General features: G+C 38.5%; 19 protein-coding genes. 10 read left to right on the plus strand and 9 right to left on the minus strand.

All coding sequences use genetic code 11. From position 1 onward, the window contains the following. Nucleotides 1-208: 208 nt before the first annotated feature. Entirely contained in the window at nt 209-940 is a 732-nt protein-coding gene (locus B4B65_RS18265) for a sensor histidine kinase (protein ID WP_293917659.1), read from the plus strand. Nucleotides 941-2,496: 1,556 nt separating this feature from the next. On the opposite strand, the gene B4B65_RS18270 is transcribed toward B4B65_RS18265, so the two are convergent. Then, on the minus strand, nt 2,497-3,297 hold the full coding sequence (locus B4B65_RS18270) for a hypothetical protein (RefSeq protein WP_293917661.1): 801 nt from the start codon (nt 3,295-3,297) through the stop codon (nt 2,497-2,499). A 132-nt stretch (nt 3,298-3,429) separates the two neighbouring features. Between B4B65_RS18270 and B4B65_RS18275 the strand changes: the two genes are divergently transcribed. Beyond that, nucleotides 3,430-3,684 (plus strand): PLDc N-terminal domain-containing protein, encoded by a 255-nt coding sequence (locus tag B4B65_RS18275; protein ID WP_293917663.1) that lies wholly within the window; start codon nt 3,430-3,432, stop codon nt 3,682-3,684. A 45-nt stretch (nt 3,685-3,729) separates the two neighbouring features. Here the strand turns inward: B4B65_RS18275 and B4B65_RS18280 are convergent, their stop codons facing one another. The 3 genes from B4B65_RS18280 to B4B65_RS18290 form a co-directional block, all read right to left on the minus strand. Beyond that, a complete protein-coding gene (locus tag B4B65_RS18280) occupies nt 3,730-4,251 on the minus strand; it encodes an OmpA family protein (RefSeq protein WP_003001299.1) in 522 nt (173 codons plus the stop codon). Between the two features lie 80 nt (nt 4,252-4,331). Next, nucleotides 4,332-5,165, minus strand: coding sequence for a 4,5-DOPA dioxygenase extradiol (gene ygiD, locus B4B65_RS18285; RefSeq protein WP_201678630.1), 834 nt, complete (start codon nt 5,163-5,165; stop codon nt 4,332-4,334). Beyond that, nucleotides 5,162-7,312: a glucoamylase family protein gene (locus tag B4B65_RS18290; protein WP_293917667.1), complete on the minus strand. Its 2,151-nt coding sequence runs from the start codon at nt 7,310-7,312 to the stop codon at nt 5,162-5,164. Before B4B65_RS18290 ends, ygiD begins: the two co-directional genes overlap by 4 nt. A gap of 204 nt (nt 7,313-7,516) precedes the next feature. Here B4B65_RS18290 and B4B65_RS18295 point away from each other — a divergent pair, with 204 nt between their 5' ends. The 3 genes from B4B65_RS18295 (at nt 7,517) to B4B65_RS18305 (ending at nt 12,561) form a co-directional block, all read left to right on the plus strand. After that, nucleotides 7,517-8,470, plus strand: a complete 954-nt coding sequence (locus tag B4B65_RS18295) for an acetyl-CoA carboxylase carboxyltransferase subunit alpha (RefSeq protein ID WP_201678629.1) — start codon at nt 7,517-7,519, stop codon at nt 8,468-8,470. Between the two features lie 633 nt (nt 8,471-9,103). Next, entirely contained in the window at nt 9,104-10,405 is a 1,302-nt protein-coding gene (locus tag B4B65_RS18300; RefSeq protein WP_293917669.1) for a BamA/TamA family outer membrane protein, read from the plus strand. A gap of 74 nt (nt 10,406-10,479) precedes the next feature. Then, nucleotides 10,480-12,561 (plus strand): TonB-dependent receptor, encoded by a 2,082-nt coding sequence (locus B4B65_RS18305; RefSeq protein ID WP_293917671.1) that lies wholly within the window; start codon nt 10,480-10,482, stop codon nt 12,559-12,561. Here the strand turns inward: B4B65_RS18305 and B4B65_RS18310 are convergent. The 3 genes from B4B65_RS18310 to B4B65_RS18320 are packed head-to-tail and all read right to left on the minus strand — an operon-like array spanning nt 12,558 to nt 13,786. Beyond that, complete coding sequence (locus B4B65_RS18310) at nt 12,558-12,899, minus strand: hypothetical protein (RefSeq protein WP_293917673.1); 342 nt, start codon at nt 12,897-12,899, stop codon at nt 12,558-12,560. The two genes, B4B65_RS18305 and B4B65_RS18310, sit on opposite strands and share 4 nt — an antisense overlap. 3 nt (nt 12,900-12,902) lie before the next feature. After that, nucleotides 12,903-13,439 (minus strand): RNA polymerase sigma factor, encoded by a 537-nt coding sequence (locus B4B65_RS18315; protein WP_293917674.1) that lies wholly within the window; start codon nt 13,437-13,439, stop codon nt 12,903-12,905. An 8-nt stretch (nt 13,440-13,447) separates the two neighbouring features. After that, nucleotides 13,448-13,786, minus strand: coding sequence for a DUF6249 domain-containing protein (locus tag B4B65_RS18320; protein ID WP_201678625.1), 339 nt, complete (start codon nt 13,784-13,786; stop codon nt 13,448-13,450). Between the two features lie 106 nt (nt 13,787-13,892). Here B4B65_RS18320 and B4B65_RS18325 point away from each other — a divergent pair, with 106 nt between their 5' ends. Next, nucleotides 13,893-17,252, plus strand: coding sequence for a DEAD/DEAH box helicase (locus B4B65_RS18325; RefSeq protein ID WP_293917675.1), 3,360 nt, complete (start codon nt 13,893-13,895; stop codon nt 17,250-17,252). 62 nt (nt 17,253-17,314) lie between these two features. Continuing rightward, complete coding sequence (locus B4B65_RS18330; RefSeq protein WP_293917702.1) at nt 17,315-18,094, plus strand: Cof-type HAD-IIB family hydrolase; 780 nt, start codon at nt 17,315-17,317, stop codon at nt 18,092-18,094. Here the strand turns inward: B4B65_RS18330 and B4B65_RS18335 are convergent. Next, entirely contained in the window at nt 18,091-18,702 is a 612-nt protein-coding gene (locus tag B4B65_RS18335) for a histidine kinase (protein WP_293917704.1), read from the minus strand. The genes B4B65_RS18330 and B4B65_RS18335 overlap by 4 nt on opposite strands. A 196-nt stretch (nt 18,703-18,898) precedes the next feature. Here B4B65_RS18335 and B4B65_RS18340 point away from each other — a divergent pair, with 196 nt between their 5' ends. From B4B65_RS18340 to B4B65_RS18350, 3 genes are read left to right on the plus strand one after another with little or no spacing between them, the layout of a single operon-like run. Then, a complete protein-coding gene (locus B4B65_RS18340) occupies nt 18,899-21,385 on the plus strand; it encodes an SEL1-like repeat protein (RefSeq protein ID WP_293917706.1) in 2,487 nt (828 codons plus the stop codon). 3 nt (nt 21,386-21,388) lie between these two features. Continuing rightward, on the plus strand, nt 21,389-23,164 hold the full coding sequence (locus tag B4B65_RS18345; RefSeq protein ID WP_293917708.1) for an HSP90 family protein: 1,776 nt from the start codon (nt 21,389-21,391) through the stop codon (nt 23,162-23,164). Nucleotides 23,165-23,175: 11 nt separating this feature from the next. Beyond that, the gene (locus tag B4B65_RS18350) at nt 23,176-24,243 is read left to right on the plus strand and encodes a hypothetical protein (protein ID WP_293917710.1); all 1,068 of its coding nucleotides are present in this window, start codon (nt 23,176-23,178) and stop codon (nt 24,241-24,243) included. A 57-nt stretch (nt 24,244-24,300) separates the two neighbouring features. Here B4B65_RS18350 and B4B65_RS18355 read toward each other — a convergent pair whose 3' ends face one another. Beyond that, a complete protein-coding gene (locus tag B4B65_RS18355; protein ID WP_003001351.1) occupies nt 24,301-24,897 on the minus strand; it encodes a DUF502 domain-containing protein in 597 nt (198 codons plus the stop codon).

Below are 24,897 nucleotides of genomic sequence, written 5' to 3' on the forward strand. Positions count from 1 at the left end.
CCAAACAAAAATCTGACTTAACAACCAATTGCGAAATTTACGAACATAATATACTTTCTTTGATAAGCCTTCAACTAAAAGACCCTTCTTTTAGCAAAAAACATAAAAAGTAAAACGACACCAAGTCTGATTGTATTGAATAAAAAGTATATGCAAAAATCTTTCTCATCAGATTTAATTATAAAAAAATCTAATAATAGTCGCTCATATGCCCTTCCTTATTTTAAAAGAACTTTTAAAGGAATTAATGAACTACAACCTATTCTTAGGTTTTGGTTGCATAATAATAACAGTGATAAATTTTTATTTCTGGAAGAAAAGGAAAACTGAAATACTTGCTTTAAAAAATCTTCATTACCAAAATGAACAAAACAGGATGAAACATTTACAATTACGAGAACAGTTCAGCCCTCATTTCTTTTTTAATACATTGGGTTCATTGTTACATTTGATTGATCGAAATCCTGAATTATCAAAAAACCTAATAATCAAATTAACCAAGTTCTATCGAAAATTAACAAATTCTAATTTAGAAGATTTATCTCGAGTAATCGATGAAATAGAATTGGCGAAGGATTATATTTTTTTGCAGAAAATTCGTTTTGGAGAGAGTATACATGAAATTAAATACGATTTACCTAATAAAGCATTAAGCTTAAAACTCCCAAAATTTTCAATACAAATATTGATAGAGAACGCAATTAAATATAGTCAATTTTCTATAGAAGAACCACTTTCTATATACATTTCTTTTGAAGAGCGGGATTCAATTTTAAGAATAGTAAACTCTGTAATTCCACGTTTACCTCACTATCAATATGAAAATGAATATGGCATAGTATTTTTAAGAGCTACTTATGATTATTACAATATCAAAAATTTTAGTTGCCAAATTAGTGAAAAATATTTTTCTATAGTTCTGCCATTTATCAAAAACTAAAATTCTCAACTGTAAATTTGGTATCATTTTAATCGAGAGTTGCAAACTAAAACTCTTTAAATAAACTTTAGAGAGCTTTTCATATTAAAGAAATACCTATTTTGGATAATTCTAATTTTGCCCCTAGTTTATATTATGAGAATATCTGTAACTGCCTTTTCCTTTTTGACGATCTGATAAATATCATCTCTCCATTGTCAAATATTTATTTTTTATAAAGAATTCACCCTGATAAAATTCACCATATTTGATAAATTCCAATCGTATTTAGCGTTCCTTTGAAAATATTTTAGCAACAGCGTACTTCATTAATGAAGTCCATATTTGGATCATCTCTGCATTTTCAGATGTACATAAAGGTGATAATTTTAAGCTCTGCTTCAGATTTTAAGAAAATATTCATCTGCCAACGAAAGAGCTCTTTTATTGAATATTATTGATCCGAAAGCGATATCATTGCCTTTGGCATTTCCTCAAGAATGAATAGAGCGTAGCCATTTAAAATTATATTTATTCGACGCAGAGCCTGAGAGTTAAACTATCTCATCCATAATGATCCATTTTTCTAGAATCGCTTCCCTCTAGTACGTACGACTTGATAACTTTGTACTTCAGATCTATTTTAACCTTGTTAACCAACAAAGCATCCTTTGCTGTCCAAATCTTTTAGCCTACTGTAATCCACACAGCCGTGATCCATTTCTTAACGCTTTCTTTGAAAAAACTACAGCAACCCACACACTAAATATAATTTACCATTCTGTCATTAATCTGCATAAAAAAGGGATACAGCAATCATAGCATAGCTCAAAACAGTATTTAGTCTCTATTACCCATTTGTCACTTCTAAACTTAGTTTAATCAAATACTTGTAGGCATAACGCAATGATATTAGTATCAATTCGATAAACTTTAAGCTTCAGCTTCCGACCTTTGTGCAAATGAACATCCGAAATTTGTCGAATATGCATAATAAAAATCCTTAAAAGCTCATCCCAGTAATGTTTGTTACTAAAGGAAACATTAGACTTATTGAGTACTTTTCTCATTCCTAAATGAATCAGACAACTTGTTTTACTTCGCAAGTTATTACTGATATGTCGGAGTTAGTCAGGTGAAGAAAAATGACAAAAAATCTACTCCAAAAATGAATCCTATTTTTGATACTTTTGCCGTGTTTAGCCAAACAAATGTTTGAAATTTCACAATCAATAGGGGTGACATCTAGTTAAAAACATTAAAATTGACTCTTCTTACAGTGTTGTTGAATTTTACGATTTAAATATTGCCACCTTACTATATCAAAATACCATTAGTAATTAATCGATTAAGACACAAGACATCAGCTATTTACATTAACACTTCATATTATCTTCTATTTTTATTGTTTTCAGTTTCTTTGATTATCTTTTTTACATAAGCTTTTATAACCCACATTATTAACCGAATCACTCCATAAATAACCAGCAAACTTAAAATAGTTCCAATAATTGGCCAAACTGTTATTAACCATAGATCAAAATCACTTCTAGACATATTATATTAATCTGATTTCTTTATCTTGAAACATAATAACTAACCATCTGAGTACTGTAAGGACTACTTTCAACATCACCAAAATAATTAACATAATATGGTCCCATTTTAGCTACTATCCTACCAGATAACGGTATCGAATAAATTGTCCCAATATCCTTAATTAAAACGACCATAGAAACAGTACCAGCAAATGAAAACTGACCATGCGACCCTGTATATAGTCTTTGAAAATAGCTATAACTACTTTCCCATGAAGTAAAAATACGAGGTCCATATAAATTTACATTCATCTCCTTTAACTCCCACTGCTCAAACCAAACAGAATTAGCAGACGATTTCCTTGGACTGGAAGCATGTAGATAACCAGAAATTACAAACCCAACTGGAGATCTCCAAGACCATTCCCGGAATTTAAATATACGACTCGGGATCTCAAATTGAAAATCTATAGGTGCTACGTATCCCCATCTGGGCGAAAATCCTGATTGAGAATTGGAATTATTCGGTATACTCAACGGTTTATTTTCATTCACAACTTCACTCCTTTCTAAGTTTTGAAGGAATAAACGTGCAGAAGCAATATCATTAAACTCTTCGATAATTGAACTATTCCTATCAACCACTCCCTCAATCTTTTTAAGATTAAAATCTGATGCTAAAGTATTGAGACTATCTGCGAATACTTGTGTTAATGTTGTTGAAGCACTGAATAATTCAGAAGCATTTATTCTCTCGTTAATCAATAAATTATTTAAATTCGATTCTTTTTTACACGAAATCAAGGCTAAAACGGCTATCAAGTATATTGAAAATTTCATAATTAAGTTATTTTATATAAATTTATATTTAATTTAATAAAAAAACAAAAAATAATAAATTTTACAAATACATATTTTAAAAACGCATAATAGATTTTTTTACTATCTTTAGGTATAACAATTTTTAACCTTATGAATTTACTTTTTTTGAATATCGGAACGCAGGAGTTGATTCTCATTTTAATGCTGATCTTCATGTGTTTTATTCCAACTATTCTGATTATCATATCATTAATTGACATCCTTAAAAGACAATTTACAGATAGTGGCGATAAAATTTTAATGATTGTACTAGTATTCTTTCTGCCTGTTATCGGATCATGTGTCTATCTCTTTTCGTTAAGACATAAGTATCCTTTAATCAAGGATCAGATCCCTGTAAAATAAAAAAGGGCAGTTTTTCAACTGCCCTTCGGTTTATATCTTTTAATATTATTTCTGATTGAGTAATACGACTTCTACACGTCTGTTCATCTGACGTCCTTCAGGAGTTTTATTATCTGCTACTGGTTTTGCCTGTCCGATTCCTTTGGTGGTAATACGACTTTCGGAGATTCCGGAATCTACTAAAAACTTCTTAACGGAAACTGCTCTTTTATCAGACAACCACAAATTATATTCCGGTGTACCTGTTGCATCAGTATGTCCGTCTACACGGATTTTTGTTTTAGAATTATCTTTCAGCAATTTAGCCAGTTTACTCAGTTCACCTTTAGATTTATCCGTCAGGTAAGAAGAGTTTGTCGGAAATAAAAAGTCAGATGATAATGAGAATTTAATTCCTTCTTCTGTTCTGGAAGCATCTTTAAATTCTTCCTTGACATTTTTCAATCCATCATCTGTACCATCTTTTGACAGCACTGCTCCAGGATTAACAGTCAGCGCCTGTTGCTTACAGGAAAATAAAGTAACAGCACAAAATAAAATCAGTGTAAATATGTTTAATTGCTTCATGAAATGATAATTCTTTTGAATTTTATGATTTTGTTCGATAAATATAACAAAAATAGCGTAATTCCTCAATTAATTCCTGTTTATTGCGATATTTTAAGAGAAGTCATATTCAAAGACCCGCCCACCAGCTTATCGTTAAAAAATGATACTCCTTCATTAGATTGCTGTAAAGATAAAGTGTACAACAACGGAAGATAGTGCTCCGGAGTAGGGATCGCAAGCATTGCTCCTGAACCAAGTTCATCATACCGAATCAGTTTCTGATGCTCTTTGTTATCGATCAGTTTCTTGAATGTATCGTTCATCTGGTATGCCCAATCATAGCCTCCTCCATTAATCATATCCCAGGAAACCATCCGGAGATTATGCACCATATTGCCGCTCCCGATAATCAACACTCCTTTTTTGCGTAGCGCAAGTAATTCTTTACCAAGCTCATAATGCCATGAGGGATGTTGCCTGTAATCGATACTGAGTTGTAATACCGGAATTTTCGCATCGGGATACATATATCTGACGACGGTCCAGGTCCCGTGATCCAGTCCCCAATCATGATCGAGCTCAACCTGTGTATGCGAAATCAGCGATTTTGTTTCCATTGCCAGTTCGGGACTACCGGGAGCAGGATAATTCACAGCAAACAGTTCTTTTGGAAATCCATAAAAATCATGAATCGTCTTCGGTTTTTCCATAGCTGTCACTTTAGTGCTATCCGTATACCAATGAGCCGAAATGACTAATACTGCTTCCGGTTGAGGGATTTCTTTAGCCATACTGCTCCAGTTTCGGGAGAATTCATTGTCTTCGATCCCATTCATTGGCGAACCATGACCAACAAAAAGCACAGGCATTAATTTTGTCTGCTTTTTGAGACTATCTGAAAGATTTTTCAGATCATTTAATCCACTTATCATTTTTTCTCCGTCTTAAACAGTTTGTCTGATAACGCTTTAATTTCCGGTATCTCCCGATACAGTTCCCATATCAAGCCGGAACGCGAATTTTCTATCATTATTGCAACTGTTGCCTGATTTACAGCCAGGTATTCATCAGACACATCATTATCTTTCAGATCTAACCAGGCCCTGAACCCATATTCCGTAAACAGAATATCTGCATATTTTTCGTACAGGGTTTTCATTGCCTTCATACCGATCTCTTTGTCGATAAATAGAGCTGAAGGCCCTACTGCGGGGTTAATACGTGTTAAAGAAACCGTATCTTTTACCTTATAATATCCCCATACATCCGAAAAAGCTGTCCCTACTCCCATTTCATTATCTCTTCTTTTAGCAATACGGATCATATTCCGAACCTCCGTATTGTAATCGAGCAAAGAATCTTTTTTATCCCGGGGATCTAAGGTATAGAACATACGATATACATCTACAAGCGGAACTCCAATATCCGGAACTTTGGTTTGCAGGCCATATTCCACAGTATCTCTTATCATGGATCTTGACCACAGTGTCTGAGAAGTATCTGAAGAATTCTCTTCCAGCGTGACAGAATCTGCAGAAGCTATTTCCCCTACAACGAATCTTGAAAAATAAGTCGGCAATTGATTACTATGGACATGAACATTGCCAAAACCAAATGTATAGGCATCTGTAGAAACAGGATGTGTAGGCGAAGACATCGCCAATAAATACGTATTCAGACTGCTGTTGAAACCGCCTAATATATGTGATCTTTTGGTACTATCTACCGGAGACCAGCTATCCCAAAGCACATTATTATGTTCTCCTGAAGAGAATACCTTCCAGTCAATCCGTTCCCATAATGCTGTTATATTTTCACGAAGTGCTTTTTCTTCAGCCACATCTTCTTTAAAGAAGTATTGCCGCGCAATAAGTAAAGCTTCCATCATGGCTGTGGTTGCTGTCAGACTATATTTAGGTATATGTTGCCTGTATTCTGGCAAACCTGTCCTTCCATCAAAATATTCCGGAAAAACACCGTTTTTGTGTTGCACTTTCTTCAGAAAGTTGACCATTTTTGTGAATCGGGCCAATACGACATTCCGGTTGACAAACTTTCTTTCCGCACCCACAATCAGCGCCATTGCAGCATATCCGGACTCTCTGACTGATACAATTGCCTTATCCTTTCGGCGATATGGCATATACATACCACTGTTAAAGTCAAAATTTTCCAGAAAATAATTTATATGTGCAGCCTGCACGACGTTGAGCAGTTCCTCATCTGACAATTTCTTTGTTTTCACCTCTTTAATGGCAGAAAAAGGAGATTCAATATAATCATAATCTACCCATGCGATCTTATAATAGTACGTTTTATCTATCTCCGGTACACGATCCAGACAGCTTTGCATCTGAATCGGGCGGATCGCTACAGGCTCAAAATTCTCCTTATCCGTTGAACGGTAGATCTTGATATAACGTATACTTGGTGTCAGCGGCAATTGCCAGCTCAACAACACTTGTTTATCATATGCCTTTGCTTCAGATAAGATGGCCGGAGAAGACAATTTAACATTGGATGGATTCCGGGGTAAAAACTCAATCTGATCCAGGAGGATATGATGCGTCTTCGCTGAAGAATTTCCCTGTACAAAACTTACAGATCTAATAGCCCCTTCCTCGAATCCTTTAATCTTATCTACCGGAATTTCCACATTGACCCACATATTAGGTTCAAAATCATCAATAAAATTGGCTAATGAAACAGGTTCAGTTTGTTTAAACCCTTGTTTCAGAAGCACTTTAGGTAATTCTTCTATTTTGGTATCTGCAGTCTGAACATACATCTTAAAAACCAAAACATCTTTTTTAGCTACCTGATAAAAAAACTTCTGACGGCTATACAAGATATCTGCTTCCCAATTTCCGGTTACAGAAGCATGGTATTTCAGAGACAAGGCGTTACCGGGAGTAAAAAAAAGAGTGTCAGACACTAACAGATGTTTACGCACATTCTCGACCCAGCTGCCACCAGAATAATGAACTAAACTCTTTGCATAACTCCCTCCTACAAGACTATTATCAAACACGACTTCCGGATAAGTATCCGCTTTCAATGTATTAGATACCAGCAACATGCAGGTTAATATGAGATAGTAATATTTAATCATAGCAGTAAAATAAACCAAATAGTATAGATGCTTACAAAAACATGAATGTCACTTTGGATGATACAAAAATAACAAATGATATTCATATGGCGTGTCAGAGGAATGTCTACTAAAATTTTAAAATACCTAAAAATACCCTTACCTTAGCCCTCTAATTTTTCATAAAAGTACATGGAAACAACTTTTGATTTTGAAAAACCCATTGCAGATCTGCAAACACAGATAGAGAAAGTTAATCAGGTAGCTGAAAAGACTAAGGTCGACATGAGCGCGACTATACAGGATCTGGAAGCGAAACTGGAAGAAACCAAACTGCAGATCTATAATAATATGACTGGCTGGCAGAAGGTACAGATGTCCCGTCATCCTGAGCGCCCGCAGACTTTCGATTATATTGAGATGATTTGTGAAGAGTTTATTGAACTGCACGGTGATCGTAATGTAAAGGATGATAAAGCTATAGTTGGTGGATTTGCATCTATTGGCGGGGAAGCTGTAATGGTTATTGGTCATCAGAAAGGAAAAAACACCAAAGAACGTCAGTTTCGCAATTTTGGAATGGCTAATCCTGAGGGTTACCGCAAAGCTTTGCGTCTGATGAAAATGGCTGAAAAATTCAATAAACCGGTTATTACACTTATCGATACTATGGGTGCTTATCCTGGTTTAGAGGCCGAAGAAAGAGGTCAGGGAGAAGCCATCGCACGTAACCTGCTTGAAATGTCCGTATTAAAAGTACCTGTTATCTGTATTGTAATCGGTGAAGGTGCTTCAGGCGGTGCATTAGGTATTGGTATAGGTGACCGTGTATATATGCTACAAAACACCTGGTATTCAGTAATTTCACCAGAGTCTTGTTCATCAATTCTATGGAGAAGCTGGGATCACAAAGAGCGCGCAGCAGAAGCATTAAAATTAACCGCTGAAGATATGCTTGGGAACGGTTTGATTGATGGCATTATTGCTGAACCAATGGGTGGAGCACATCAGGATCCGGCTATTGCAGCTGAAAATGTAAAAACTAAAATCCTCTCGGATCTGGCTATTCTTAAAGCGAAGACAGCTGATGTATTAGTACAGGAAAGAATCGACAAATTCAGTAATATGGGTTACGTCGTAGAATAAAAGATACTTTATAACAAACAGAAAGGGGCTATCCAAAGGTTGGATAGCCCCATTTTTATTATTTAACAAACCAATTCCCTCTCCTTTTTAAGGAGAACCTGTTCCGACTCGTCGGAAGGGTTAGGGTGAGGTTTTGCAGTTTTATAATTAACCTCTCTGCCCTTCGGCCATCTCTCCTTTAGAAGGAGAGAAAAGCTGTAAAATACTGTTGGTGAGGATGCTAACTGACGCAAAACAGCTAATAAATCCAATTCCTTTCGTTTGCTGTTGTCCTAACCCGCAGTTGAAACAGATGTAAGCTTATAAACTCTATTAACCTTTTCAACTCTATAAACCCATTAGTCAACCTCTCTGCCCTTCGGGCATCTCTCCTTTAGAAGGAGAGAGAAGTTATAACAAGGTCACTACAATAGAATTGGGCTGTCCAAAAAGGTTGGATAGCCTAATTTTTATGCGATTTAACACGTACGCCCCTTTTTTATTTCTTTCCGAATTTCAACAAACCATAAACCAAATACCATATCAGTTGTTGTACATTATGGAAATCAAATTATTTATATCAGTTTAAACATGAAATCTGTGAAAAAATCATGCCTAATTTTTCACCCTCACTTAAAAAAAATAAACTCCTCTATGCAGCGAGTAGTTATTATATTTACGCTGCTGTTCTTTCATATATCGTATTCCATTGCCCAACATGACACCACCAGCACGGTCAGACTGCGCAAAGACACGTTGGCTGCGACAGACAGTTTGAAGACAGCACCACCTTATCAGGATCACTACGATATCAGCGATCTGTTTCGTACCATTCTTCATCCTAAACAAAAGCCAGATCGTACAAAAAGGCGGTCTCCCATTACATTGATGCCCAACATTGCCTATAATCCGACCATCGGCGCACAGGGAGGCATAAAAGCCGTCGCTGGTAAGGTACTAGGCAATCACCCCAATACCACCATGTCTGTAGCAGCTACTTCAGCTTCTATCACGACAAAAGGCATTATGGTGTTTTATCTGAGCCATAATGTGTTCACTCCGGGCAACACCTGGAATTTTCAGGGGAGTCTCGCCGCTGTACATATGGTGGCACCTGATGCCGGCATTGGTATGAATATGAATGCATGGACAACAGAAGATGAGCGTGTCATTGCCAACCCCGACCGCAAAATATTCGGATCACGATACAATTCCTATATTTTCAATGAAAAGGTATATCGTCAGGTTGCTCACGGATTATTTCTGGGTGCCGGCGTTTCTTTCGATCTTCGAAGGAAAATAGAAGAACCACAATTGGCAAACGGGCCTACACCGCCTTCTTTGTACAGCGAAAAACATGGCTTCAATCCCAAAAAATACAATTCAAACGGATTATTATTCAATGTACAATATATGACGAGGGATAATCCAAACAGGGCTTACAGTGGCATATACTCCGATGTAGGTATACGGGTCAATCAGACCTGGATGGGTAGTTCGAAGAATGCTGTACAATTGGTTACAGATTTCAGAAAATACTTTAGTTTATCTAAGAAAAATCCGGAACACGTATTAGGATTCTGGTATTGGGGTTCTTATAAGCTCAGCGGAACACTTCCCTACTTCGATCTCCCGGGAACGGGAAAAGATACAAACGTCAGGACAGGGCGAGGTTATACTATCGGGTATTTCAAGGGTATATCTTTCGCTTATTCCGAAGTAGAGTACCGCTTCCCGATTACTAAAAACAAGTTTCTGAGTGGCGTGACATTTCTAAATATTCAGTCAGCAAGCGATGAGATCGGCACCCGCCTGTTTCAGCGCTGGGAGCCCGGTGGCGGTGCCGGACTACGTGTTTTATTTAATAAAGCAACCCGAACGAACCTTTGTCTGGACTATGCTTTCGGAAAATATGGAAACAGAGGCTTTTTCTTAGGTCTTAATGAAGCATTTTAGGCCTGTAATTTATAGGCAGAGTTATGATTCTGCCTTGATTTTACTATTTTAGCGACTGCTAAACCGAAAACAGTATGCGATCTTTCCACACGTTGAGTTCCCTTTGTTTATTTTTCCTTACGAATCAGCTTTTTGCTCAGGAAACAAAACTAACAGATACCATTCTCAACAGACTTGCTCCGGTACAGATCAATGCTTATTTCGCCAGTCAACCTCTTTTATCGCTTACTTCTTCTGCAAAAACGCTGGATTCAAGACTTATTTCCAGTCAGAATAACAGTACATTTTTGACGGCAGTCAATACAGTTCCGGGTATCCGCATGGAAGAGCGTTCACCAGGCAGTTACCGGTTAGCGATGAGAGGCAGCCTTATCCGATCCCCTTTTGGAGTACGCAATGTCAAGATATATCTGGATGAGTTTCCGCTGACCGACGCCGGTGGCAACACGTACTTCAATCTGGTAGATCCGGCTTCCGTAAGCAGCATACATATACTCAAGGGGCCTGACGGGTCTGTATATGGTCCAAATTCAGGTGGTGTAATTACGATTACGCCGAATGGCTTTAATACCGGCTCCGGAAGCTCTCTGCTGCTACAAGGTGGCTCTTACGGTTTATTTCAGGAACAGTTATCCACACAGCAACAGGTCAATCCTAACTACCGTTTTGCTATAGATCAGAGTTTTACCCGCAGTGATGGATATCGTCAAAACTCAGCATTAAATAAAAAAACTATACAGACCGCTCATCAATGGGATTATTCTGACAAAGGACAGTTAAAAGCATTTGGATTCTATGCTGATCTTGGATACAGAACACCCGGAGGCCTTACACAAGCCCAGTATGATGAAAATCCACAACTCGCCAGACCGGCAGCAGGACCAAATCCCGGCGCCGCTGATCAAAAGGCGGGAATATACAACAAGACATTCTTTGGAGGTATTTCCAACCGATACCACATCACGACACATCTGACACATGTTGTCAGTATATTCGGCAGTCATTCGGATATCAAAAATCCGTTTATTACCAATTACGAAAAGCGCGATGAGAAAAATATGGGTATCCGTACCTACTTTTCTTATGCAGACAACAACAATCCGCAAGTACACTGGCAAATGCAACTGGGACTGGAAGCACAAAACGGGCGCTATAAAATTGACAATTATAACAATAATGCCGGCGTAGCTACTGATCCGCAAGCCAAAGACGATCTGAAAAACGGCCAGCACTTCTATTTCATACGCGGTCAGGTACTTCTTGCTCAGAAACTGACCATCGAAGGCTCACTGGGGCTTAATTACAATACTGTTTCCTATAAAAATATATATCCAGTACTCTCTGATAAATGGGAAAAAATTGATTTTGAGAATACCTGGATGCCCCGGCTTGCCCTTTCTTATCTTATCACTCCCCAAATGGCTGTACGCAGTTCAGTATCTAAGGGATTATCCGCTCCGACCATTGCAGAGGTTCGTTCTTCAGATAATCTGATCAACCGACAACTGAATCCGGAAACCGGAACGAATTATGAAGCGGGTATCAGATGGGAGACTGCAGATCGAAGAATTATAGCAGATCTTTCAGCCTACTATTACCGGATGGATAATGCTATTATAAGGCAGATCAGGGAGAGTGGAGCAGAATACTACCTGAATGCCGGAAAGACTGACCAGAAGGGAGTAGAAGCGGCTCTGTCAGGCTATCTTATTGCTCCCAGTACATCCGGTTGGTTACATAGTTTATCATTAGGTACTAATCTGACCTACAATGATTATAAATTTCAGGTCTACCAGATTGGAGATAACGATTATTCAGGTAACAAACTTACAGCTGTTCCGGACTGGCTATGGGTCAATCATGCAAATATTCAGTTTGATACACGTATAGAGCTGAATATCATGCACAATTTCACTTCCCGGATCCCGCTAAACGATGCCAATACCGCTTACGGAGCTAAGTACCATTTATTACAAGCCAAACTTGCGTGGTTCTGCCCGATAAACGGGAAATTACAGATTCAGTTCTTTGCCGGAGCTGATAATATTCTGAATCAGAAATACAGCCTTGGTAATGATATCAATGCATTCGGGAATCGCTTTTTTAATGCAGCCCCGGGCAGAAACTATTACGGAGGATTAAAAATTTCTTATTAACTATGCTGCTTTAGTCTGAATAATCTTATAATCCTGTCACAAAACAATAAGATAAGCGTTACATACATCAGTTGGGAGAACAGTACTATTTGTTCTTTTGAAATAGTTGTCCATTTTATTTCATACATATACCCTGCTGCAACGTAATTTATTAGCAGGCCAAATACCGTTCCTGCGAGAAAGAAATATATCCCTTTCATCTTGTCCTTCATAATCTCCGGTGAAGCCATCTCCTGATTCTCTATTCTAGCCATCACCTGATCTTCAAAATCCGAAAAAGGCATTTTCGGAGTACTTTGCTTCATCAGTTGCTGTAAAATATCACGATCCTTTTCCATATTCTACGATTTCATTAGTTTACTTAATATTCCATGTATACGTTTGCGGGCGCGATGTAAAATAACCTTCGCGTTAGACTCCGTCCATCCTGTAATCTGGCATACATCTTTTATGCTCTCCTCTTCCAGATAAAATAAGCGTAAAGCGAGACTTTCATTAACGGGTAAGAGCTGAAGTGCCTCCTCAATGAGTTGAGTCTGCTCTTTTTGCTCCAACTGCCAAAGTGCAGCTTCATCTGCCACAGACAATTCATCCTGTTCAGACAGGGGCACAAACTCTATCTTAAGCCGTCTCAGCTTAGAAAATGCATGATTAACCACAATTCTGTAGAGCCAACTGCTGAATTTAGATTTACCCTGAAAGGATTTCAAAGCATGGTAGCAGCTCACGAAAGCATCCTGAACAACCTCTTCCGCAACAATCTCATTCTTTACGATGCTGATTGCTACGGAAAAGGCCATATCCTTATATGTGGTCAGAAAGTATCTGAAAGCTTCCCGGTCTCCCGCCAATATTTTATCAATATAAACTTGATCCATCCGATTCTTTAAGATGGTCTTTTATCCAGATAATTTGCGACGATCATACCCGCTCCTCCGAAAATTCCTATTATAGCCACAGGAATTGCATCAGAATGAATTTCGACATTAGATTCATTAATAATTCCTACAATCAATAAGCCTACAGCTGAAGCCACAACCACTACTCCTACTTTTAGCCAGTTAGAGCCTTTAAGTTTATTATTGTAAAAATCGCTCAGATCCATCCCTCGCTCGATCAGTGCCATACGTTCTTTATGTCTGGACAGCCAGTAGAAATACAGGGATAAAAATGTACTTAAGCAAAATGCTACGATTATAGTAGCTACCATTGTTTCCTTTTCCATAATTTTTATTGTCTTTGCTCATAAGATGCAACCCAAGCTCCAAAGGTTACATTTTTTTTATTTTTTATTCCTGTGTGCTTCGTACATCTCATTATCTTTGGTTCGTATGTCAAAGCAAGACCCTCGGCTTATAGATTATCATTCGGATTACCATCAATATCTGATTACGGATATCGACATGGATCGAACGGACAGGTACAGCTATTTTCAGGAGATAGACAGCACGACGAATATAGGAATTCCGATTGAAGTAGAACAGCTATCGGTAAATGAAGCCAGATTTCGGATCCGGCTATCCGAGAACGAAGAAACGGTGCTACTGAAGCACTCAAAACCTGTATTATCTATATACTGTTCCTGCCCCGAAAAACAAGGTCTCTGCCGGCACCAACAAGCAGTTTTTGCAACTTTTATCCGACAGGAAGAGTGGCTGACATTCTTTTCTCCGAGCCGGTATCAAAAACGTTTGTCCAAGGTAGCTTTAGCTTACGGTATAGAACAGGAGGATGCTCTGCAAGAGTATTTTGAACTAAGATACATCAACAATTCTATTGAAGTAACAGTTCTTAATGATCACCTTATACCACTGGATAACATAGATTTATTTAATAAAGAAACATTAAATAAATCTGGCGATCCTACAGCTACCGGCCGATTGATTATGGTCATTCGAAAGCATAAATTCTACAAACATTTACAGATTCAGCTTTTTGAATCGGAGGTTACCAAAAACGGCAAACTTAAAAATCCGATCAAACCGGTAGATACATCAGAGCGAATCTGGAAATGCAAAGATATTGCGGAAAGTAAATTCTTCACTGCTATTCGTTTATTAGAACAGAATACACAGGATGCCGCAGACCCTAATCTTCCAAAAGCACTGGAGGCTGTTGTACATAACCCCTTTCAATTAGAGGTATTTGTACACGATGCTTCTTTGTCGGAAAATATACTGGCATCCAGTCTAAATGCTGTATTGCTGAAACAGAGCCCTGTACAAAGCAAGCTCCGTATCAGCAAAAAAGGATCGTTTCTATCGGTAGAAGGGCATCTACTTGTAGGAAGAGAGGAAATCGCGCTGAGCGATGTAAACTTACAGTTTGATTATTTTGCACAAGTCAAACATTCTCTTTACTTTATCCACGACAAGACAGTAAGATCTCTAATACAGATTTTCAAAAACCGCAATAATGCCCTCTGGGTTCATGCGTCCAAGTTTGATTATTTCAGAACACAAATTCTGGATCCGCTTTCTGACCAGGTATCGATAAGCTATCCGGATATACCAAAAGCAAGCAAGAAACAACTGGATCAACATCTTTATTACACGGATACCGAAGCGATTATTTATCTGGATGAATCCCAGGAATATGTCACACTCACGCCTGTCATGCGCTATGGTGATGTGGAAGTACCTGTACGATCCAAACGGAAGATCTTTGGCATCGATGAAGCCGGGCAAAGCTATGTCGTAGAGCGACAACAGGATCGGGAAATGGCACTTTCAGGTCTGCTGATCAGACAGCATCCCTACTTTGAAGAACAGCTGAACGAGTCTTTTCTGTATTTCTATCTTCACCGCAAACATTTCCTGAATGAGGAATGGTTTTTAAATGTATTTGAGGAATGGCACAATCAGGGTATTAAGGTTATTGGCTTTGACACTTTAAAAAATAACAGTATAAATCCTTTCAAAGCAACCATCAACATTGAGGTATTAAGCGGGATCAATTGGTTCAATGTGAATATCAATGTGAGTTTCGGAAGTAAAAAGGCATCTGCCAAAAATCTGGAAAAGGCTGTGCGTAACAAATCCAAATTTGTGGTACTGGATGATGGTACACATGGCATATTGCCGGAAGAATGGCTGGAAAAGTTTAAAGAATATTTTCAGGCGGGTGAGTGGAATGAAGAGGAACAACTTCAGATCGCCAAGACAAATTTCTATGATATTGAACGTTTGTTTGATGTATCTCAAATACATAATTCAGCTAAACAAGAAATTGACCATTTAATAAATAAAGCTAAGAATTTCAAAGATTTAAACACTGTAAACACCTCTAAACATTTCAACGGAATATTACGCAACTATCAATTAGATGGATTGAAGTGGCTCAATTTTCTGGATGATTTCAATTTTGGCGGATGTCTGGCAGATGACATGGGATTAGGCAAGACCATTCAGATTATTGCTTTTGTTCTTTCTCAACGGGATAAGGCCGATCACAACTGCAACCTGCTCGTCCTGCCCAAGACACTACTGTTTAACTGGCAGCACGAACTGGAAAAGTTTGCACCCAGTCTACCCTATTTACTATTAGATGGTACAGACCGCATCAGAAATACCGGTGATTTTGATCGGTATGAACTCATACTGATTTCTTATCACACCCTGCTAACGGATATCAACTATTTAAAGAAATTCAGATTTAATTATGTATTTCTGGATGAATCTCAACAGATTAAAAATCCAAACTCTCAACGCTATAAGGCAGCCTGCCTTTTACAGTCACGTAACCGTATCGTGATGACGGGTACGCCGATTGAAAACAGCACTATGGATCTGTATGCGCAGTTATCATTTGCGTCACCAGGCTTACTTGGCAGCAAAAAGTATTTTAAAGACGTCTTTACCACCCCGATAGATACATTCAGCGACCGTAAGCGCACAGAAATGCTCTATAACAAGATCAATCCTTTTATCCTGAGGAGAACAAAGGCTGAAGTTGCCAGAGAGCTTCCGGAAAAGAATGAACTGATCATCTACTGTGAGATGAAACCTGCTCAACGTCGCATCTACGATCTTTATGAAAAAGAATTCAGAGAATTCATCTCTGCAACGGAAGGTGATGAAATTCGCAAAAGTCCTATGTACGTTCTGAAAGGATTGACCAAACTGAGACAAATCTGTAATTCGACCAAATTGCTAAAAACTGAAGATTTAAGTACTGAAGATAATTCAGCTAAGATAGAAACACTTATAGAACAAATTGAAGACAATATTGCCTACCACAAGATTATTGTATTTTCTCAATTTGTAAGCATGCTTCAGCTTATTCAAAAAGCATTATCCTCAAAAAGCATAGGTGCTTCTATGCTGACAGGAAAGACAAAAAACAGAGAACAGGTCGTGCACAACTTTCAAGAGCAGGAAGATAACCGGGTACTTTTAATCTCGCTCAAAGCTGGTGGTACGGGACTCAATCTGACGGCAGCAAGCCTGGTATATCTGGTAGATCCGTGGTGGAATCCTGCAGTAGAGAATCAAGCCATAGATCGTGCATACCGGATAGGTCAGCAGCAAACGGTTACAGCTATTCGCCTTATCACGCCTGACACTGTGGAGGAAAAGATGATTAAAATGCAACAAAGTAAGAATGAACTGGCTGCTGCGCTGATCGGAAAAGAAGGAAATCCGCTATTACAAAACTTCACAAAAGAACAATTGCTCAGCTTGTTGCACTAACAAGACTGCTTTGGCTTCCGAATATTTTACCTACATTTGTGTATAAAAACAGCCCTTACAATATGATCAAAGCAGTATTTTTTGATATCGACGGTACACTATTAAGTTTCAAAACACATCTCGTTCCTGAGTCTACCGAAAAAGCTATCCGTGAATTACAATCCAGAGGAATTAAAGTAATCATCTCTACGGGTAGATCCATCAACAGCTTAGATCATATCAGATATCTCAATTTTGATGGCTTTATTACATTTAATGGGGGTTATTGTGTCACAAAAGATGATGAGGTACTGTTTAGAAAACCTATTCCACAGGAAGATATTGAGTCTCTGCTCCGTTACGCTATGAATAATGAGCCTGTTAGCTTTTCGCTCATGTCCGAAAATGAAATTTCTATCTTCCATGTCACGCCGGATATACAAAAGATGTATGACCAGCTCAATCTGCCGGTACCTATGCAGAGGAGTTACGACAACTTTGATAAAGCAACTGTTTTACAGACCAATATTTTCATTCAACCGGAAGCAGAAGAAGACTTTATGCGCACTATAATGCCCAATTCTATAGCTTCCCGCTGGACACCTCTTTTCGCGGATGTCAATCCGGTGGGTCAAAGTAAAAAGGTTGGTATCGATGTATTTGTACAACATTTCGGACTTGAACTCCATGAAACTATGTCATTTGGGGATGGGGGCAACGATATTACCATGTTAGCACATACACACATTGGTGTAGCTATGGGCAATGCAAATCCGGAAGTAAAGGCGATAGCAGATTACATTACGGATGACGTAGACAATAATGGAATCTGGAATGCACTGAAGCATTATGATATCATCTAAAGCTGTACCGTCAACGTTGCTTTAAAAGTATTGCTGTTACTATTGAATAAGAGATCATGACGATCCGGATACAGAAATTGTAATCTTTCTCTGAACAGCCTTATAATATCTGTACTCTGCTGATCAGCAATACGGTGATTTACTCTGTTGCTGACTTCCATAATCAGCAGCTTCTGCGATCCGGTTACTTTTATTTTAACCGGATACTTTTCCATAGATGTATAGCCGTTATGAATAGCATTCTGTACAAGTGGCATTAATAGAAAGGGATAAATAATCGCCGATGTTTCTACATAATCAGACTTAAAGCTAACATACAATTCACTTGGTCTAATTTCCTGATAAACTAAGCAGTAATCATTCAGATATTCGATTTCTTTACTAACAGATACAGGCTCAGAATGAATTCTGGATAAACTGGTTTGCTGAAGTTTTGCAAACCGGATTTGCCAGGATTCATTTCTGTTTTCCAAACAGGCGGATGCCCACAAATCCAGAAGTTTCCTATCTACCTGACATTCTAAAAACGACAACTGATTTTCAAAAGTTGACTGCTCATTCCCATCAGCCGCCGTACGATTCCATAACTTATTAAAAATCGAAGTCATATGATCTGTTATTTTTTGTATGGTCAAAATTACTTATTTCTTTTAAAAGAATCCTCAAACAACTCCTGCACCGGATTTATTCATATCTTTTTTCTTAATATTTAGGCAAATAAGAAAATTTTAATTATTTTGAATAAAAGATCACACAAATCGTTATTATATTCAAACCATATTTTAGGACAAAATCGAATTAGACATGAATTTGAACTCCCGTTACGAAAGCATACTTGCTGAGACTGATGTTTCCACTTTGGAAAAATTTGAAACAGATTACACATTTTTACAGCATCCTGAAAACTGGTTCAAAGGCTTGGCTCTTTTAGAAAAAAGCATTGCTCACTTCGATCTGAAGAAAGAAGCTGTTGTCAAACTTTATGAAAATCTTTTTCATGATGGGCTGGATTTCCATTCGTCATACTCACTGAATGATGAAGATTACACTTTTTACTGGAACAAGATCAATGAGGTATTAAAAAATCTGGCGACTCTCTGGCCCGAAACGTATGCACAACTGGCATTTCAATATCAGGAAGCCCGCAGGAACTTTCAAAACAAAGCCAAAGTAGAAGAATACCTGCTGGCAGCTACTCATCACGGAGCAGCCATAGGAAAGCCAGTATATGCTTATTTCCTGTATTATGATTATCTGACTCGACAGGATAAAGAAGAAGCTACCCGCATACTGGAAGAAGACAACAGCGAATGGGGCAAATTGTACCGTGGCTATATCTATCTGGATAAAAAAGCATTTGACAGCATCCCCCCTCTTTTTGAGGAATTGCAGAAAAGTACGGATACCAAAATTGTTAAGAATGGCTACATTCTGGAGGCCTGTTACTATGAATGGCAGGGGAATCCGGAAAAAGCCAAAGAAGTATTCAAGTATTGCATGGAGAACTATTTTTCGGTCTATGCAATGACCCGATACGCTTTAATTAGCTATGATAATAACCCGGAAGAATCCATGAATCTGCTGGAAAAGGCTTCGGTAAGAGGAAATATCGAAGCCATGAATAATTTAGGGCACCTGGCATTTCCTAAGGAGCAGTCTCCAAAAGAAGAATATGAAAAATCATTAAAATGGTTTACTGTAGGTGAGCTGTATGGCAATGCATTTTCAACATATCGTCTAGCATTGATATATCTTTATGTTGAAGCTTACAAAGACACAGCCAGAGGCCTGAAATATCTGGATCAGGCATGCGAGCAGAAGCTAGCGGATGCTTTGGTAGAGAAGGCTGAAATATATCTGGACGATCAAATCGTACCCAAAGATGTAATAAATGCCCGGTTATATTTTGAAAGAGCCACAGAAGTAAACCAAAATCCTTATGCTTATTACCGTCTTGGATATCTTTATGAACTTGGAATGACCGAAGCAGGTGCACCTGAACCCGATAAAGCCCTTCCTTACTATGAAAAAGCTGCTGAGCTGAATCATTTCTACGGAAACAGCAATGCCGGCAGACTACACCGCTACGGTGTAGGAACTGAAGTTGACAATGATAAAGCTAAAACATACTTTGAAAAAGGATTGGAGCAGGGTAATCCCTACTGTATAACCGAGCTTGCTTTCATGTATGAAGATGGCACACTTGAAAAAGATTACGGGAAAGCTTTTGAACTATTCACTTTAGCTTCAGAAAGCAATGGTGGTTATGGATACGCCTGCTACATAAGAGGTCAGTATCTGGAATTTGGTTACCATACAAACGGTGAGACGGATCAGCAAGAGGCTGTGCGCATGTATGAAAAAGGTGCTGAGTTGCAGGAAATCAATTGTATCTACGAGATGGGGCGCTGTTACCGCTACGGAATTATACATGAACAGAATCCGGATCTTGCTGTTTCATACTTTCAGAAGGCTGCTGAAGCGGGACTTCCTAAAGGTATGGTGGAATTGGCGATGTGTTACGATTATGAATTTGGAGTCAGTTTTGATGCTCAGAAAACATTCGATCTTATGAAGGGAGCTGCAGAAATGAACTATCCGTTTGCGCAATACAAGACCGGATCTTATCTGATGCATGGTAGTCTGGGCGAACCTATACTGGCTGACACAGAACAGGCACTTATATGGCTCAATAAAGCTAAAGAAAACAATCAGCCTTATGCTTTCCTTGAATTGGGAGATTATTATTTATATGATTATGATCAGCTCAATGAATACGAAAAAGCCTTGCAGCTCTATCTGGAAGCTTATAACACGTATGAAGTCATATCTGATGGACTGGGTATCTGTTATGAATACGGACTTGGCACTGAGTCTAATGCTTCGGAAGCATTTAAGTATTATGAAATAGCGGCCAATAAGAACAATAAAAATGCAATGTACAGACTTGGTAAATGCTACTTAAGTGGTACAGGTACCCGTAAAAATGAAAGTCAGGCCTATCATTGGTTTGCTACAGCTGCCAATTATGGCGATATCCCATCCCAGTTTAATGCAGGTTTATTACTGCTGAAAGGCTCAGGAGTTGCGGTGAACAAAGAAGAAGGTATAAAACTGATTCGTCAGGCAGCAGAACAAAATCATGCTGCAGCACAATTTGAACTGGGGAATTGTTACCTGATGGGTGACGGTGTGGAAGAAAGCGAACAGCAGACGATGTACTGGTATGAACTGGCCGCAGAAAATGGTCACGAGAAAGCCGAAAAAATAGTGAGAAAGTCAAAAAGATAATTCATGGAAAAAAAAGAGTCATATATTTTCCAGGTCAATCTGAAAGGGATGATTTCTCTCCTTTCAGAGCACCTGTACAGTAATCCGAATACTTTTGTACGTGAATTACTACAGAATGCAGTAGATGCAATCACAGCATTTCAAAATCTGGACGAATCGCACCAGGGAAAGATCACGGTTCGTCTAGAAGACAAAAAGATGATATTCGAAGATAACGGAATCGGACTGACTGAAGCCGAAATTCATAAGTTTATTGCCGTTATCGGAGAGAGTTCCAAAAGAGACAGCATCGATGCACAGGATTTTATCGGAAAATTTGGTATCGGCCTCCTTTCTTGTTTTGTGGTCAGCAATGAGATCGTTCTGGAAACGCGTTCAGCAATGAGTGAACAGGCAATTCGCTGGACCGGACACGCAAATGGAACATATGAGATTGAACATATCACAGAACCCCGGGCCATTGGAACACGTGTCCTGCTGACGCCAAAGAAGGAATGGATCCATCTTTTTGCTTTTTCTTCTCTGGAACAGAATCTCACCTACTACGGCGATCTGCTCCCCATCCCCATCACCTGTATAGAAGGAGATCAGGAATTACTTATCAATCCTGCGGCTGGAAAATGGATGGAACATGATATCAGTAAAGAAGAATTGCTCGAAATCGGAAAAAAAACCTTTCACACCAACTTTATTGATGCTTTCCGTATTGAAGCTCCATCCGGAGGAGTAAAGGCTATAGCCTATATCCTACCCCATAAAGCACAATTTTCAAACCGTCAGCAACACAAACTGTATCTCAAAAGGATGTTTTTGAGTGATGACGACTGCAGACTGTTACCGCGATGGGCATTTTTCATCCGTTGTATTATCAACAGTAATCAGTTGCAGGCCACAGCTTCACGGGAATCATTAATGGCTAATGAGAACCTGAAAGCGACACAAAAAGAAATAGCGGAAGCTATCAAAGACTACCTGCGGAATATACGGACAATAGACAATAAAGTGTACAACGGTCTGATCAACACCCACTATCTGCATATCAAAGCGATAGCCGCAGAAGATAATGATATGCTTCGTGTGTTTCTGGATGACCTGCCTTTTGAGACGAATAAAGGATTCCGAAACTTTAAAAACATCAAAAATTATCAGGATTGCATCTATTATACACCCAATATTGATGACTTCAAACAAATGCGCAGAATTGCAGAATCACAGGGAATACTGGTGATCAATGCAGCATATACATTTGAGGAAGAGTTACTAAAAAAGGCACAATACATTGATACAGCTATTCAGGTAAAGGAAATTACACCACAAGATATCATGGCGCGCTTCCGGGATTTATCTCCCGAGCAGGAAATAGCATATGTAACCTTTATCGATAAGGCTAATGATGTGCTGAAACCTCAAAACTGTGAAGTGCTGATCAAAGCGTACGCACCTGAGGATATTCCGGCACTTTATATCACCGGTACAGATACGATCAAGTCATCATCTGTGAAAAAATCAGCGGCAAATCCTCTTAATGATATCTTAGGTTCATTCGCTGCCAAAAAGAATGAAAACAAACCCTTATTATGTCTCAACGGAAATAATAAACTGATCGGCAACCTGCTTTCCCTGAAAGACGATTATATGATCCGTTCTATTGTTCATATCTTATATGTACAGTCATTGCTTCTGGGTAAATATCCCGTCAGCGACACCGAGATGACACTATTCAACGAAGCCATTAATGACATGTTGGTCATGGGCATTGACAATTTTTTAAATATTTAGCAGACAACAACATGATCTATACATTAGAAATACAAAAACTCTTAAATAAAGCATCTTATCTGGATGATAAAAATAAAGATAAGATCAAATATTTTCTACAGGCCATACAACTGGCGGATGATAATCAGGATATTGAATGGGCATATGAACTGCGCATGCAGTTGATGGATATTGAATGGGAACACACTGACCGCAAGAACTTTCTTCCAACATTCAGCTGGTTGCTAAATGCGTATGATGCTTCTCCTGATGAGTATGATGTCGAAGAACTCCTCTGGAAATACAAATGGATCATCAGCGAAGTGCAGTCTAACCCTGAAATCAGCCTTGCTCATATGGATAATATTATGGACGATTTCAAAAGAAGATCTGAACTTGAAGGATATAATCTCAGAGCCTATCACTCCAAATTATTGCATGAAGCAGCAGAACAGATGGATGTAGAAAAGAGTCGTTATCTGCAAAGCCAGATCAACCTTTTCCCCCGGGATGGTATCAGCGATTGTCAGGCATGTGAACTGGACAGCGAAGTGCTGACCTTACTGCAGGCTAATAATTTTGAAGAGGGGCTGAATAAAGCGCAACCTATCCTCCAGGAACAATATACCTGCGCCCGTGTTCCACTTGTAACCCGAGTGAATATTGCCTACCACGCTTTGATAAATGGCCAGCATGATATTGCACAGCAATACTTAGACCGGGTAATACAGGAATTGTCTGAACGGGAAGAAGACACCTATCTGATTAGTTCATTGGGAGATTTTATGCCGGTCATCTTTGCATTAAAACCCGAATCAGCCTGGAATTATGTCGAACAATTCATTCCATGGACATTGGATACAGATAAAAGCACAAGGTTTTTCTTTGCCAGAGGAATGGCTGAAGCATTAGCTCAACAGCAAGGTAATGAGACTATCAGCCTGAATATTCCTCCGTCACACGCTTTATACAGTCCGGAAAACACCTATACAGTGGATGATATTTATACTTACTATCTGGATAAAGCAAAGTTATTGGCAAAGCAATTTGACCTTCGCAATGAGAATAACAATTTCACTAATCAGATAAAAACAAGATAATACAAAAATGACCCTGCAAATTGCAGGGTCATTTTTGTATATACATTTATAAATATCTTACTCCAAACCGCTTACACCGCCGGAAACAACAAGTTTCATAGCATCTGTAGCGGACATATTCAATTTTTCTACTTTATCAGCCTTAACGATTACAACCTGACCAGCAAAAGAATAGGAATAAGGAAAGTAAACGATAACATCATCCGGAAGATTGAGCTTGCTCAGATCATGCTGCGTCAGAAATCCGATTTTCTTAAGCCCCATATCATTGACAGTAACCAATACCGGCTCATTGAATTTCTTGGCATCCCCGACAAAGGCTTCTGTGAAGTCCTTGATAGAGGAATATAAGGTGTTAAATAAAGGTATACGGTTAATCTGACGTGTAATCCACTGCTTAATCGGATCTGTCACAAAATTTGTGAATATAACACCTGCCAGAACTAAAATCAATATAACAGTTAAGATTCCGATACCCGGAATATACAAGGGATGGCCGCTTTCATCCTCTAAGAAATGTTCAGTCAGATTCAATGTGGAATCTACAGATGCTACAATCCAGACAATCAGAAAAATTGCTCCTGCTAAAGGAACCATGACCAAGGTACCCTTGATCAGATAGTTTAAAAATCCTCTAAAAATTTTTGAAAACAT

Origin of the sequence: Sphingobacterium sp. UBA5789, assembly GCF_002418355.1 — a bacterium.
In the GTDB taxonomy this organism is placed as follows: Bacteria; Bacteroidota; Bacteroidia; order Sphingobacteriales; family Sphingobacteriaceae; genus Sphingobacterium.

Coding starts and splice junctions, on each gene's coding strand:
- B4B65_RS18270 (WP_293917661.1), bottom strand. CDS start 3,297: ATGAAATTTTCAATATACTTGATAGCCGTTTTAGCCTTGATTTCGTGT.
- B4B65_RS18290 (WP_293917667.1), bottom strand. CDS start 7,312: ATGTTGCTGGTATCTAATACATTGAAAGCGGATACTTATCCGGAAGTC.
- ygiD (WP_201678630.1), bottom strand. CDS start 5,165: ATGATAAGTGGATTAAATGATCTGAAAAATCTTTCAGATAGTCTCAAA.
- B4B65_RS18310 (WP_293917673.1), bottom strand. CDS start 12,899: ATGGAAAAGGATCGTGATATTTTACAGCAACTGATGAAGCAAAGTACT.
- B4B65_RS18345 (WP_293917708.1), top strand. CDS start 21,389: ATGGAAAAAAAAGAGTCATATATTTTCCAGGTCAATCTGAAAGGGATG.
- B4B65_RS18320 (WP_201678625.1), bottom strand. CDS start 13,786: ATGGAAAAGGAAACAATGGTAGCTACTATAATCGTAGCATTTTGCTTA.
- B4B65_RS18335 (WP_293917704.1), bottom strand. CDS start 18,702: ATGACTTCGATTTTTAATAAGTTATGGAATCGTACGGCGGCTGATGGG.
- B4B65_RS18325 (WP_293917675.1), top strand. CDS start 13,893: ATGTCAAAGCAAGACCCTCGGCTTATAGATTATCATTCGGATTACCAT.
- B4B65_RS18305 (WP_293917671.1), top strand. CDS start 10,480: ATGCGATCTTTCCACACGTTGAGTTCCCTTTGTTTATTTTTCCTTACG.
- B4B65_RS18280 (WP_003001299.1), bottom strand. CDS start 4,251: ATGAAGCAATTAAACATATTTACACTGATTTTATTTTGTGCTGTTACT.
- B4B65_RS18350 (WP_293917710.1), top strand. CDS start 23,176: ATGATCTATACATTAGAAATACAAAAACTCTTAAATAAAGCATCTTAT.
- B4B65_RS18265 (WP_293917659.1), top strand. CDS start 209: ATGCCCTTCCTTATTTTAAAAGAACTTTTAAAGGAATTAATGAACTAC.
- B4B65_RS18275 (WP_293917663.1), top strand. CDS start 3,430: ATGAATTTACTTTTTTTGAATATCGGAACGCAGGAGTTGATTCTCATT.
- B4B65_RS18330 (WP_293917702.1), top strand. CDS start 17,315: ATGATCAAAGCAGTATTTTTTGATATCGACGGTACACTATTAAGTTTC.
- B4B65_RS18315 (WP_293917674.1), bottom strand. CDS start 13,439: ATGGATCAAGTTTATATTGATAAAATATTGGCGGGAGACCGGGAAGCT.
- B4B65_RS18340 (WP_293917706.1), top strand. CDS start 18,899: ATGAATTTGAACTCCCGTTACGAAAGCATACTTGCTGAGACTGATGTT.
- B4B65_RS18355 (WP_003001351.1), bottom strand. CDS start 24,897: ATGTTTTCAAAAATTTTTAGAGGATTTTTAAACTATCTGATCAAGGGT.
- B4B65_RS18300 (WP_293917669.1), top strand. CDS start 9,104: ATGCAGCGAGTAGTTATTATATTTACGCTGCTGTTCTTTCATATATCG.
- B4B65_RS18295 (WP_201678629.1), top strand. CDS start 7,517: ATGGAAACAACTTTTGATTTTGAAAAACCCATTGCAGATCTGCAAACA.